9 protein-coding genes are annotated in these 14,653 nt (G+C 38.0%); 4 read left to right on the forward strand and 5 right to left on the reverse strand.

The features are described 5' to 3' along the window. Window positions 1-39 precede the first annotated feature (39 nt). Both EGI22_RS21365 and EGI22_RS21370 read left to right on the forward strand, forming a co-directional pair. Window positions 40-399: a LytTR family DNA-binding domain-containing protein gene (locus EGI22_RS21365; RefSeq protein WP_255070538.1), complete on the forward strand. Its 360-nt coding sequence runs from the start codon at window positions 40-42 to the stop codon at window positions 397-399. Window positions 400-403: 4 nt separating this feature from the next. Continuing rightward, window positions 404-3,793 carry a LamG domain-containing protein gene (locus EGI22_RS21370; protein WP_255070539.1) on the forward strand — a complete coding sequence of 1,130 codons (3,390 nt, stop codon included), beginning with the start codon at window positions 404-406 and terminating at the stop codon, window positions 3,791-3,793. A gap of 603 nt (window positions 3,794-4,396) precedes the next feature. Here the strand turns inward: EGI22_RS21370 and EGI22_RS21375 are convergent. The 5 genes from EGI22_RS21375 to EGI22_RS21395 form a co-directional block, all read right to left on the reverse strand. Next, on the reverse strand, window positions 4,397-5,053 hold the full coding sequence (locus EGI22_RS21375) for an LLM class flavin-dependent oxidoreductase (protein WP_255070540.1): 657 nt from the start codon (window positions 5,051-5,053) through the stop codon (window positions 4,397-4,399). Window positions 5,054-5,262: 209 nt separating this feature from the next. Beyond that, a complete protein-coding gene (locus EGI22_RS21380; protein WP_255070541.1) occupies window positions 5,263-7,476 on the reverse strand; it encodes a molybdopterin cofactor-binding domain-containing protein in 2,214 nt (737 codons plus the stop codon). Further along, window positions 7,473-7,943 (reverse strand): (2Fe-2S)-binding protein, encoded by a 471-nt coding sequence (locus tag EGI22_RS21385; RefSeq protein WP_255070870.1) that lies wholly within the window; start codon window positions 7,941-7,943, stop codon window positions 7,473-7,475. The genes EGI22_RS21380 and EGI22_RS21385 overlap by 4 nt, the downstream gene beginning before the upstream one ends. Before the next feature lie 83 nt (window positions 7,944-8,026). Then, the gene (locus EGI22_RS21390; RefSeq protein ID WP_255070542.1) at window positions 8,027-8,689 is read right to left on the reverse strand and encodes a hypothetical protein; all 663 of its coding nucleotides are present in this window, start codon (window positions 8,687-8,689) and stop codon (window positions 8,027-8,029) included. 22 nt (window positions 8,690-8,711) lie between these two features. Beyond that, window positions 8,712-12,467 carry a ThuA domain-containing protein gene (locus EGI22_RS21395; RefSeq protein WP_255070543.1) on the reverse strand — a complete coding sequence of 1,252 codons (3,756 nt, stop codon included), beginning with the start codon at window positions 12,465-12,467 and terminating at the stop codon, window positions 8,712-8,714. Between the two features lie 147 nt (window positions 12,468-12,614). Between EGI22_RS21395 and EGI22_RS21400 the strand changes: the two genes are divergently transcribed. Both EGI22_RS21400 and EGI22_RS21405 read left to right on the forward strand, forming a co-directional pair. Further along, window positions 12,615-13,337, forward strand: coding sequence for an NUDIX domain-containing protein (locus EGI22_RS21400; RefSeq protein ID WP_255070545.1), 723 nt, complete (start codon window positions 12,615-12,617; stop codon window positions 13,335-13,337). A gap of 155 nt (window positions 13,338-13,492) precedes the next feature. Beyond that, entirely contained in the window at window positions 13,493-14,632 is a 1,140-nt protein-coding gene (locus tag EGI22_RS21405; RefSeq protein WP_255070547.1) for a trypsin-like serine protease, read from the forward strand. The last annotated feature ends 21 nt before the right edge of the window (window positions 14,633-14,653 follow it).

Below are 14,653 nucleotides of genomic sequence, written 5' to 3' on the forward strand. Positions count from 1 at the left end.
ATTTTTGTCAATGCAAAAGAAAATTTTAAATAAAAAACCATGAAAACTAATTTAAAATCAAATGAAAACAGCATTCATCTCGGGAGTCGAACTCAATTGTTGCCACGCAAGATATTAATGCTAAAAGCCGACATTAACTATACTGAGGTCTTTTTGACAGACGGCACCAAACTACTTAGCTCCACTACGATGGGCATCATTGAGAAAAGGCTGGAGGATTATAATTTTTTCAGAGCAAACCGGTCAACGATCATTAATCTTCAATACCTGGACAAAGACGAAACTATAAAAGAACTATGTTCTAATCTTTTGATTCACACCGGTAAGAAAAGAGAAGCAGTCAGCATCAAAATTTCCCGTAGACGCAAAGCCACATTTTTAGCAATTATCAACCCATAATATTATGAAAAGAATTTTTACATTTTATAGCTTTGGCCTGTTATTATTGTCATATTCAGGCTTTGGTCAGACCTTTTCTGGCACTACAAATTTGTCGGGTAATCTAGGTACTAACACCGCAGCTGATACTAAGGGTACTATTTCTATCACTAGCTCTTTGTCAAGTGTATCAGGTGGAAATGCCTCGTTTATTAAGTATAATAATTTTGCTGATTTTTACGGGGTCAATCTCTCTTTTAGCTCCGTGGCTGTAGCAAACAGATTGCGTGCCCAAGCTGGAGTTCCTTTCTCTATTACAATTAATACGTCAAGGATAAAATGTTGTAATCAAGAGTTAGGAGTAGACGAAACCAGAATTCGTCATGGAATTGGTAAAAATGAGCAGGGCTATAAGTATGATATTGAGGAACAGCAAACCCCTTATTCTGTGTTCCCAGACCCTAATAATAAGCTTCAAACATTCACGATTAATCATACTTTTCCAGTTGGGAGAACAGAAGCCTGGATTGTACTTCAAGTAAATGAAACCAATGGATCGAACTTTTTGAATCCATATTATACCACTATCATTATTCCGTTTATGATACAAGGGCCAACATTGGCAATCGTAGATTCCCTAGGTACCACTACACAGCCGCAAGTTCCTTATATGGTTTTACATAAGCCCCCAGGAGATTTAAGCGAAGCATCAATTCTAAGTACTCAAAAAACATGCAGGAGCTTTGAAGAAACCTATGAAAAAGACGTGACAAATAGTTCAAGGGGAGCTGTGAAAATAGGCACAAAAGGCTCTGCAGGAATTGCTGTTACTGTTGATTACGAAATTTACGCCCAATTCAATGGTGGAGTAACCTCTAACGATATTCAAATTAGAACAAATTCCAAAGAGACATGTATTGAGGTGTCTAATCAAATAACAACAACATCACTGGCAAACAGTAATGGACAAGCTACCAAAGGGGACCTCTTCATTGGATATGGAATGGATATGGTTTACGGCTTATCTCGAAGGGTGGATATTGTCGGTAATACCATAGTTGTGGATACAGGATTGGTTTATGCCCCTCTTACTCCTACAATAAGAGAGTTTGTACTTACCGAAGACGCAATTTTAGCTGATATTGCATTACAACAAACTAAAGTAAATAATCTTGGGTTGTCAAATAAAGATAGGGCAACAGCTCAATATCAAATAGATGCCTGGAATGATGTTCTAGCAGCAAATCAAAATAATATCGCAAATGCTTCGGAAAAATTATCAGGAACTAGTCCAATAATTGTATCTGCTGGTGCACAAGTCAATAGATCATATGGTACAAATTTCACGCAGACAACTTCTATTGAAACCAAAAAATATCTTGAGTTTACGGCGGGTTTTGAATTCAAAGTAGAAATTGCCGGTTCTGGCTATACACTAGGCCATGAATTTACAAGTCGGAATACTTATGGATCCCTATCTCAAAACTCCAATAGTGGAAGTACAATATTTTCCTATGTATTTAATGATGATGACAACGATAGCCCTGATGGCATTGATATCTTTTATGTAGATATTTTTCGAGACCCAATGTTTGGAAGCCCTTTATTTAAACTAGCTACTGGAACTCGAAGTAGTTGCCCATTCGAAGGTGGTGAACAAAGGGATCAGCCTCGTTTAGAAATTGCAGGGGCACCGGCAGGGAGCCATACAGCCACAATAAATGATGTATCTCTTGGAGAAACTGCAAAATTTAAAATTAACCTTTGTAACAATTCTAACGATAAAAGAACTTATAAATTAGGTGTAGGCACTGCATCATCGAATACCTCAAATTTAATGATTCTAGCTAATGGAGCAACAAATATTACCTCTTCACCTACAGAAAAAACTGTATCCCCTAATACATGTCTCAACAACTATGATATAGAAATTGTTAGACAATTAGCGAGTGATACAACTGCTATTTCAAATTTAATAATAGAATGGTATGCTGGATGTGAATCTGGAATAAAAGACAGCATTATTCTAAATGCTAGCTGGGCAATACCTCCACCCCCCGTTTTAGGAACCTTACCTAATGCAAATCCTGAAAAGCACATAAAGGTTTGTGGTGAAACTATTCAACCCATTCCCTTAGTTGCAACTTGCACTGGTGTTTTGGAGACCCGATGGTATAAATCGCCTACTGGGGGTGTAACTCTAGGTACTAACCCAATAGTAAACAATATTGCTCAACCATTATATGATAACAATGCCGCAGACGGAGATGAGTACTACGTTAGTTGTCAATCACCCAACTATATTTCACCAAGAAGTTTTTTCGGGAAGGTAGCCTTTCAGACAAGTCCTGTGCTTATTACTGAAAGCGGGCCATTGTCTTTTTGTGCACCAGGATCAGTTACTTTTAAATCTTATGCAGACAATAACAACAAGGCTTTAAGTTTAATAAAGACTAATAACCAATATGTTGAGGTACCACACAGTAACAGTCTCAACCTAAGTTCCAGTTTTACTTTTGAAGCTTGGGTAAATTATGCTGGTGAAAACGTAGCCATTATTGATAAAGGAAATTACGACTACCTATGGATGCTAAATGCCAATGGGGTTGGCAATAAATTGGGATATTATGAACGCGGCATAGGATGGAAATATTCCAATGGTGCCGTTCCCGAGAATACTTGGACACATGTGGCCCTTACCCTTCAAAGTGGGGTTCTTCGGTTTTATATTAATGGGGTGGAATCAGGCTTTGTCTTTATGGGTTCTGCTTTTCAAGACAATCTACCCATGAATATCGGTCGCCAACAGCCCTCCTCTTGTCAATGTAATCATTTCAATGGAAGTATGGACGAGCTTAGGATCTGGAATGTGGCAAAAAGTCAAGGCGAAATTCAGGCAAGTATGAAAACCGGAGTACCACTAAACAGTGCTGGATTGGTAGCCTACTACAAATTCAATGAAGCTTCGGGAACTAGTGTAATTGACGCTACCAACAACAACAACGACGGCGTTTTAGTGAACGGTGCAAGCCGACAAGCAGCCATAACGGTCCCATTAAATGAATTAGACGTATTATGGACCCCAATCAATACAACGACTTCGAGTTTTACGGCTACTGCATCAAACACGTATACTGCGAGTGTTAGCTACGGCATAGGCTGCAACACTTCTGTGAACAAAACTGTATCTGTAAATTCAAATGCCGCTTTGGTTTCACTTTCTAGTCCGAATGATGATATTGCCAGTGCTATTATTACAAAAACTGCTTCGAGTTTGAATGGTAAAATAGTAGCTACAAACAAAATAACAGGAACTGCAAGAGTTAGTTACCAAGCAAAAGCTTTAGAGTTAAATGCTGGTTTTATAGCTGATGCTGGAACTGTTTTTTCAGCGGAAATAGGGGGCTGTCAGTAAGCGAATACTGAAATATAAACTCTTAGTTGGTTAAATGGATTTGGAAAATCATTTTTGAAAAATTAGGTAATTTAAAGTGGGTCTGTTAAATGAAAGTAAAAGTATTTGGGAAATGGAATCTCAATTATTATACTTTGCTGTACATCCTGAATAATTTTTGGCAACAGATTTCCAAATTACCTTTTTCAAAATAATTTAGCTTTGATATACAAAGGCAATTGCACTAAAAAATATAAAAAAATAGACAAATCGCCGATAGTAAATATATTAATTTAATTCAAAGTTTGGTTTAGTTTTAGCCGATACTACATTAAAGAAACAGAATCAATATTTAAATACTGGCTGTCAGGCTTGATTTCAACCTAAATAAAGGGCAAATTTTGATTGAGAAAAATAACATTTTTCCGATTTTTCAAGAGAACTACAAACTTTAAATTATTAACTTGAACTGAAAAGATAACTATATTCCAAAAGCTACTTTAAAATAAAAAAAAGGCGACCTAAGTCGCCTTTTTCAACATAATTTTCAAAAACTACTTTGTTCTTTTTGCCTTTGCTTCAAACATGTCCAATAATGTTCCTTTCATATTGTCTTCATCATGTTTAGTGTTTGTGAGTATTCGTCAGGATGCCAATAATCAAACTTATTAGACTATTTAAAAGGATATTGGCTTCCTCGTCAGTGTCGGCAGTTAAAACATTCACACAAGCTATCACATAAGGTTTTGCTAAAGATTCAGAAGCCTTAAACCTGCTTCGATAAATGCTGATGGCAGTTTTGAGTTGGGCTGGTGCAAAATGTGAAGCGAAAGCATAAGGCAAGCCAAATTCGGCCGCCAAATAAGCACTATCGGTACTTGAACCTAATATATATAGCGGAATATTCAAACCTTCTCCAGGAAATGCTCTGACTTTGGCATCCTGATTTTCTTCACTAAAATAAGTTTGCAATTTTCGAATGTCTTGAGGGAAATTCTGGGCCGCATCCATATTGTTTCGTCGCAATGCATAAGCTGTCTCTTGGTCAGACCCTGGAACACGACCTAAACCCAGGTCTATTCTTCCAGGATATATTGACTCTAAAGTACCAAACTGCTCGGCAATAACCAAAGGACTGTGGTTGGGCAACATTATACCTCCAGAGCCTACTCTAATAGAATTTGTTTTACCTGCCACATGACCTATCAAAACCGACGTAGCCGAACTCGCAATATATTCCATATTGTGATGCTCCGCCATCCATATTCGTTTATAGCCCAATTCTTATGCATTTTGGGCAACTCTTACAGTGTTTTCTATTGCTGTTTTAAAATTCCCTCCTTTGACAACGGTGGCTAATTCCAATATTGAAATGAGTATTTTTGTCATTATGTGTAATTGCTTTCTTTAAGAACCAAAAGAGTTTTTAGAAAGTTGGTTTTTGACATTTTATAAACCCAATGTTTTTCAATTGGGAAAAAACGCTCGCTTTAAACCGTCCAATTTTTCATACTCAAATCATGATTTTTAATCGGCAATTCTCTTACTCGAATACCTGTTGCAGCATAAATGGCATTACAAACCGCTGGTGCTATGCCTGGCGTGCTTGGCTCTCCCGCACCACCAGGTTGGGCTTCACTGTTTAATATATAGGTTTCAATTGCTGGAGATTCGCCTATTCTTAGCATTTGATAGTCATGAAAATTACTTTCCTTGACCGCACCGTTTACAATGTTTATTTCTCCATAAAGTGCCGCTGTTAAACCGAAAACAATTCCGCTTTCCATCTGGGCTATAAAACCATCAGGATGCATCACAAAGCCAGCGTCAGCCACACATGTGATTTTATCTATACATAGTTGTCCTTCCTCAGATACACAAACCTCTGCCACTTCAGCAACGATAGTTCCAAAAGATTCAACTAGCGAAACGCCCCTTCCTTTGCCTTTTGGTAGCTCAGTTCCCCATCCAGATTTTTCGGCTGCTAAAGCCAATACTTTTTGCATTTTAGGTTGATTTAAAAGCATTTCGTTTCTGAAAACTATTGGGTCTTTTTGAATCGAATGAGCAAGCTCATCTATAAAAGACTCAATAAAAAAACCATGTTTTGAAGCATCAACACTACGCCAGTTTCCCCAAGGTATATGCGTTTTAGGAATCACATGTGCAATGTGCTGATTTTCTATTAAATAAGGAATGAGTGAAGCTTCTTTCGGGTGGTTTTTGAAGGTATAGAAATTCTGCCATGCCACTACTTTTCCCGTTTCGTCAATAGCAGCTTTAAATTTACTTATGCTTGCATCTCTGTATTTATCTTGTTGAACATCTTCCTCTCTACTCCAAATAAACTTCAGCGGAAAATCAACTTCTTTGGCAATTTTGGCCGCCTGCACGGCTATATCCGTTTCTGATTTCCTGCCAAATCCACCACCCAAATATTGATTATAAACATGTACTTGATCCATACCCATGTCCACAATATCGGCCACAGCTTTTTGAATTCCTAGCGGATTCTGACAGCCTATCCAAACTTCACACTTGTCTTTTTGTAACCAAATGGTGCAATTCATGGGCTCCATGGCAGTATGGGCCAAAAACGGCACTTTGTAGGTTTGTTCTATAACCTTAGACGCTGAATTTAAACTTTTCTCAACATCGCCCTTTTCAATATCCTTTTTAAAATCATCGGTCTTTTTTAGGGCTTCTGCAAAAGACTCAAAGATTTCAGCAGTGCTAATTTTATCGTTGGGAGAGGTTTCAAAAGTGATTTTTAATTCTTTTAGTGTCTGCGAAGCTAACCAATAACCCTCAGATACTACAGCGACTGCATTTCCAAGATTTATGATTTTTTGATAATTTGCTCTTTTCGTTACGCCTGACTCATCTATATTTTTAATATTAGCACCAAAAACAGGAGAGGCTTTTATGGTGGCGTATTTCATATTTGGCAAAATAGTATCTATTCCAAATTGGGCCGTTCCATTGACTTTTGCAGGTATGTCGTTTCGCTGAGGCGAAGTACCCATTATCTTAAAATCGGCTCGTTCTTTTAGTTTTGGTTGAACTGGCATTTTTAAGTTTACAGCCGATGGAGCAAAATGAGCGTAAGTTTCTGTTTTCTTAGTTTTAAGATGAGAAACCATACTATTTTCAGTTTTAATTTCCTCCAAAGGCACTTTCCACTCTTCTGACGCTGCTTGTTTTATCATTTCTTTGGCCGCTGCCCCCGCTATTCGCATTACGTATTTTCCTGTAAACCGCACCGATGCACTTCCGCCTGTGAGCTCCATGTTCATGACTTTGCCTATGGTATTAAAAATACCATTCATGGTATCTTGAAGAAAAGCTGGATAATCTGTTCCTTCGGCCACAAATCCCCTTATAATACCACCCGAGGCGTATTCTTTATTAGATGGTGCCTCCTCTATTTTTATCTTATTCCAATCGGCATCTAATTCGTCAGCCAACATCATAGCCAAAGAGGTGTGAACACCCTGCCCCATTTCGGCATGGGGAACATATACCGTTATTATATTATCAAGGCCGATTTTTATCCAAATATTTATTAAAGTTTCGGCATCTTTTGCAAGCAAATCCTTCATTTTGCCCGCTCTATTTCCAGGTCTAATGGCAATACCAACAACTGCAGCACCTCCGGCTAATATTCCTGTTCCAATAAATGCCCTTCTTGTCCACTTGTTCATATTTTTTCAGTTTTAAGGTTATTGGAAGCTTTAATTATTCCTCTTTTTATTCTAGAATACATGCCACATCTACAAATATTCCCACTCATGGCGTTTTCTATTTCGGTTTCGGATGGATTGGGATTTTCAGAAAGCAAAGCAACCGCCGACATGATTTGACCTGACTGACAGTAGCCACATTGCGGCACTTGCTCTTCAATCCAAGCAGCTTGAACTACCTGAATAATGTTATCAATGGCCTCAATGGTTGTGATTTCTTGACCTTCGGCTACACTAAGTGGTGTAACACAAGACCGAATGGCTGCACCGTTTAGATGAACTGTACATGCTCCACACTGAGCCATACCACAGCCAAACTTGGTACCAGTCAAACCTACTTGTTCTCTTATAATCCAAAGCAGGGGTGTGTTTGGATCTGCCTCTATTGCATGTGCTTGGCCGTTAATTTTAAGATTGGTCATATTGATGATTTTTACTTTAAAATAACAAAAAAAATCATCTCGAAATAAATTTCGAGATGATTTTCTATTGAATTATATACTCGTAAGAATTATTTGACTCTTACTCCTTTCGATTCAAACATGTTAAACATTGTTCCTTTAAGATTATCTGCATCCACTTTGCTCAAATTGAGATCTAAATCATAACCACTTGCAGAAAAGAAAATCACAATTTTATCCGCTTCTTCTTCGATACTGGTAATAGGGATTTTGGGAGCATTTGGCTCAGCTAAATTTGAAAGTTCCCCCGTCAATTTTCCGTCTTTTCTTGATAATTCAGTTGTGAATTTCACATCCCCTTGAGGTGTTCCTACTACTAAAAACTCCCATTTTCCTGCGAAATAATCAGCCGAGGCCTTTCTTACTAGTGTAGTTTCAAACATATCCATTAACGAACCCTTTAGATTGTTTTCGTCAACTTTTGTCAATTTTACGTTAAGATCATAACCCTGAGCAGAAAAATAAATAGTAATAGCATCTGTTTCTTCATCAATCTGAGTTACAGGAATGGCATCACCTTCGCTTGGCTTCAGTGTACCACTTAGTTTACCATTTACTATCTTAAAATGAGCTTCCATTTTAGCATCGCCATTTGGCGTTCCTTTTATAAGCATATCCCATTTTCCAGCAAAGAAATCAGCATTGCTAGCCGAATTACTGTTAAAGGCTATACCAAAAAATAATAGGGAAAGAATTAAAACTGTTTTTTTCATTTGTTTTTTATTTAGATTGATATTAATTATTTCTTATTGCCTTTGTTTTAAACATACCCATCATTTTGCCTGATAAGGTATCGTTATCTTCTTTTTCTAAACTTACATTAAGGTCAAAACCCGCCATCTTGAAAAATAGTTTAATATTATTTTCTCCTTCTTCTATTTTATCAATGTTAACTAAGGCACTTTGTCCTTTTGGAGTGACGGTTCCACTTAATTTCCCTTCGGTTCTATCTAAAGCCAATAGCATCTCAGCATCTCCCTGCGGCGTACCATAAATTGTAAAAGTCCAATTGCCAGCGAAGAAATCACCGGTAGCTTTTGACTCAACAATCGCTGGGGCTTCTCCTTCATTATACATTTTAACTTCCGCTCCCATCACTACCATTAAAGATTGGTTTTCTGATTTCGGATTAACAAAAACCACGCAGATGTCTTGTAGCTTATCTAATGCAACACCTGTCAAATTAATTGGAACTGTGACTACTTTCGGACTAAAATCCATTTTGTCACTTGGTTCTAAAAATTCAGATTGCCCTATTTTCTTTCCAGTAGCATTTCCAATATGGACTTCTACTATACCACCTACTGCATTTAATTGTGGCTTAGGAGCAGTTGCAAAAACTTGCATTTCTTTTATGCCGTTTAAGTCAATTTGTTTCATTATCATGTAAGCTCCAGACTTTGCAGGGATAGCCAAATTATTACCTCCAAAAGCCATTTTGTTGACATCTACATATTCATCAAAACCATGGGCATCAATTTTGGCGTTACGCAATACGAAAGTTTGTTCAGACTTTAAAGCTGGCAAACCATTGGCTCCTTGGTCTTCGTACGCAGCTCTTACGATGTAAACACCTTTGTTTTTATCACTTTCTGGTGCTTTCGCTACGTATTTTCCTTGAACAGGAAGTGACTTAGCTTTTGGTGCTTCGTTGGCAATGTTCAAAATGTATTTCACCATTTCAGAAGCGTCTTTGGTTGACAATTGCGGATGACCCGCCATTGCCGTTTCGCCCCAAACGCCGCTTCCACCTGAAATAATCTTTTTAGCTAATAATTCTTCTGCTCCCTTGTCTCCTTTGTACTTACCTGACACCTCACGATAACTTGGCCCGATAGATTTTTTCTCTTTGCTATGGCAAGCCATACAATCGCTGGCTTCTATAAGTTTTCTACCCGTGGCAAAAGCCGCACTCGCATCAGCCGAGCGATGACCCATCGAAATCACGTTTTTATCAAATCCTTCTGGTAAGTAGTCAATATTTACAGCAACATTTTCTGCTTCAATTCCTTCTCCAAGTTTTCCATCTTCTTTGTCACTCACCTTGATATCGTATTCAAAAGAACGATTCGGCACGTAAAAAGTCTTGTTGCTATTCGGCATGTTCAGGCTTAATACTGGTGGCTCGTTTCCTGCTGTCACTTCCATGCTTTGGGTGCTAATTCCGCCTTTTCCGTCATTCACAGTTAAGGTCACATTATAAGTTCCTTCTTTAGTCAGTGTCAAAGCAGCATCAGGCGTGCTGATCAATTTATTATAACCTTGTTTCGAAGTGATTTTCCACGTATATTTCAAAGGGTCATTGTCTGCATCCGTGGTACCTTTTGAGGTCAATTCTAGTTTAAAAGGTGTAGCTCCACCCATTTGATTGGCAGCCATCATGAGTTGTGGCTTGCGGTTTCCACCATTGTATTCAATACGAATCAAGCGAGCGTCGTCATTGGCAGTAAACCAACCTGAGCCATATTCCAACATGTACAAATCACCGTTTTCGGCAAATTCCATATCCATAGGATTGCTGAATTTATAGCTCGGCATAAATCGCTCCATAGATTTGTAGTTGCCGTCTTTGTCCATCGATACGGCCATAATCCAACCTCTCATCCATTCGTATTCCAAGAATTTTCCGTCATAATATTTTGGAAACGCTCTTTGTGAGGTTTTAAACATATCTGAGTAAAAAACTGGTCCCGCCATGGCATTTCTACCACCGCTTCCTACCAATGGAAATTCTGGTGAATCACCATAAGGATACCAAATGAAGGCTTTTTGTGCTGGAGGCAATACTTTTAATCCTGTATTGTTTGGAGAAGTATTTGTCGGTGCATTTACATCCCAAAGTTCAAGAGATTTATTATTTGCAAAATCATATTTATTATAAGCCTTATTATCTCCCACAAAATGTGGCCAACCGAAGTTTCCGGCTTTGCGTGCTTGGCCAACCTCATCATGACCAGCTGGTCCACGTAGCGAATCTGGCTTTGCGGCATCAGGTCCAACTTCACCCCAATACACAAAACCCGTTTTTTGATCTACAGATATACGGAATGGATTTCTATGACCCATGGTATAAATTTCGGGCTTGGTTCCTTCCATTCCTTTTGGAAATAAATTTCCTTCGGGTATGGTATAGCTGCCATCTGCTTGTGGTTTTATTCTAATAATTTTCCCTCTCAAATCATTGGTATTCGCAGAAGATTTCTGAGCATCCCAAGGCATTCTTCCTGGTCTTTCGTCACTTGGACTGTAGCCATTAGAACCATGTGGATTGGTGTTGTCACCTGTCGACAAAAACATATTTCCAGCATTATCCCAAGCTATAGATCCTCCGGTATGACAACATTCTTCTCTTTGTGTAGGAATCTGTAACATTTCCTTTTCAGAACTTAAATCAATCTCATCGCCTTTCATCGTAAATCTTGAAAGTTGATTGTAAGAACCTTTCGTTGACGAATAATACATATAAATCCAATGATTTATCGGAAAATTTGGGTCTTTGTTTAAACCCAAAAGGCCGTCTTCAGCTACAGCTTCCTTGCCTTCTGCACTTACATATTTTAAGCTGACCGGAATATTTGCAATGGTCTTAAGTTCTTTGGTAGAATTTTTATACAATCTAACTTCGCCTTTTCTCTGAATAAATAAAACTCTGTCTTTATCCAAAAGCGTTAGCTCCATTGGTTCGTCTAATTTTTCTTTCAAAATAACCTTCGTGAATCGATTTTCTTCAGGTCTTGCCTTTGTAAAATCTAAAGGTGCTCCCGTAGCTGCATATTTGATACCCGCCCAAAGGTGATTTAAAAAAAGTGGCTCTGAGAAAGTTTCATCTGTATGGCCCATGGCTGTATAAAAAGCACGGCCGCCATCGAAATTATGGTACCAAGAGATAGGGTGATTGTCCCCATTTTTACCACCTTCGTAGCTCTTCTCATCAATTTTTACAACTACCTTGATATTTGGCGAAATGTTCTTGAAGCTATAAAACTCATCGGTACGTTCAAATGAATCAGGCATTCCGGTTGTAAAAACACCTTTTTCAGTAACAAAAAATCTACCTTTCTGTACATTGTTTGGCATAGGATGATCCAAAAACCAAGCACCTGCCAATTGGTTGTACCAAGACCATTGGTATTCGGTGTCTGTAGCGGCATGAATACCTACGTATCCACCGCCTGCTTGAATGTATCTTTCAAACGCGTTTTGTTGCTCATCGTTCAAAATATTGCCCGTGGTATTTAAGAAAACCACCGCATTAAATTTCTTTAGATTGGCTTCTGTAAACTGGGCAGCATCTTCCGAAAAGCTAACTGTAAAACCTTTTTCTTTTGCCATTTTAGCTAAAGCGGGTTTACCTGCCTCAATAGATTGATGGCGGAAACCTTCGGTTTTGCTGAACACCAAAATGTTGATTTTTGACTGAGCAAAAACCATTTGAGAAAAAAGCAAAAAGCTTAAAAATGTAAGGACGAATCCTGATCTTTTTAAATTCATAGTAAGAATGTTATATTTTTAATTCAACAAAAGTATTAAAAAATAAATCAATGTCTATTTTTTAGACAATAATTTATTTATAGTTTTATATTTGAATTGTACAATGAATTAAATCTTAACTTTGTAGAAAATATTAAGCCCAAAGCCATGAATTCTTTCAACTCAAAAAACTATCTACAACAGCTCTCCATCGACTGCGTGATTTTCGGCTATAAAGAGGCCGAACTTAAAGTTCTTATTCCTAAAATCTTATTAAAAAAGCCTTTGTATTCCTTACCAGGTGGATTCATTTATTTGGATGAAAGTATTGATAATGCCGCTATGCGAATTTTAGAAGAGCGAACTGGCATTAATGACATTTATCTGGAGCAATATCATGTATTCGGGAAAGAAAACAGGATAAATAAAGATTTACTAGACAATATGGAAGAATTTTCGAAACAAATGAATCAAATTGAATTAGAAGAAAATGGTATAAACTGGCTATCTAATCGATTTGTAAGTATCGGCTATTATGCATTGGTAGACATAAATAAAGTGAATCCGAAAATTGGAAAAATGGATGAAAGTGTGGAATGGTACAATGTAAAGTCTTTGCCACAGCTAATAATGGATCACGGTGAAATGGTGGAAAAAGCTTTAGAAACTTTACGCAGAAACCTAGATGAAAAATTGATTGGCTTTAATCTTTTGCCCGAAACATTCACGATGCGAGAAGTGCAAGAACTTTACGAAGCGGTGTATGACAAGCCTTTTGCAAGAAATAATTTCCAGAAGAAAATCTTGGATCTCAATGTTCTCGAAAGATTAGAGAAGAAATTTACGGGTGCTGCTAATAAGGCTCCTTATTTGTATCGATTTCTGATGTGATGGTTCTCAATTATTATCGTTAAACTCTTGTAAAAGAACCTCCATAACCAAAGCCTTATTCCCACAATAAGCCTCCCGCCATCATCGTTAAACCAAATAATTTTAAACGAATGGATTGTTATGGAAAAACGAATGCTAAATTTGACGAACCATTAATGAAAACTAAAACGCTTATAAAAATGTACAAACAGTCTATAGGACTATTCCCAAAAAAATACCTCTCTTTTCTATTTTCAGTTTTCTTTTTCTTTTCGTGTAGTTCTGATTATATCGATCCCCTTGATAATACTGTTGATGGAAATTCAGACCCAAACCCTACCCAAATTGCCTCCTCTGGCTCATTTGTTTATGCACCAACCCCTTTGGGTACTTTTGGTACTTCACCTCAAACATTTGGAATACGGAACGACAAAAAACTTAGCGATTATGAAGCGATAGCTACCAATATGGCACCATACAATACAGACGAATTTCCAGACTTTGGATCTGTGGTATGTATTATTATTGAAGACGGAAAATTTGAATATATTGGTACTGGTGTTTTGATAAATTCGCAATGGATCATAACGGCAGCTCATAATTTTATCGAACCCGAAAAAAGTAAAAAATTGCCCGCTCTCTCTGCAATAAATATTTTGGTGGGCAACGACCCCAACAATCCTTCAAAAACCTTGAAAGTTTCGCAAGTGATAGTGCATCCACAATGGACCATCTCTGATGGCGGATTTGAGAAAGGCACCGACTTGGCTCTGGTAAAATTAAGCAGCCCAATTACAAACATTACACCTGCCAATCTAAACCTAGATATAAATGGTGAAAAAGACAAAGCGTATATTTGGACTTGTGGCTTTGGTGATTATTCAGGCCAAGCCGGCCAAAACAAAGACGACTATTCGAAAAAACACGCTATGGTGAATGTGCTGGATCGCATAGTGAATGGATTAAGCTCAAGTGTGGGTGGGGTAAACTATAATGGCGGTTTATTGGCATTTGACTTTGACGCACCAGATGGCAAATACAACACGCTTGGTGACAACATTGTGAATGTACAAGAATATGATCTTGGCAAAGGAAATAGCTCTCCAGAAGCCCTAGAAATGGAAGGCGGAACCATAGAAGGCGACAGCGGAAGCCCTATATTTGTGAAAATAAATGGTGTCTGGAAAGTCTGTGGGCTGCTACACGGAGGCATTGACAATGTGGCTTCTGGCGTAAAAGACAGCTCATACGGAGACATAAGCGTGTACACCCGAACAGCTTCCGCCGCAAGCTGGATACAATCGGTAATCAATTAAAGCTTAGGTGGTTCCGTCAAA

The organism is Lacihabitans sp. LS3-19 (assembly GCF_024343575.1).
Taxonomy (GTDB): domain Bacteria; phylum Bacteroidota; class Bacteroidia; order Cytophagales; family Spirosomataceae; genus Leadbetterella.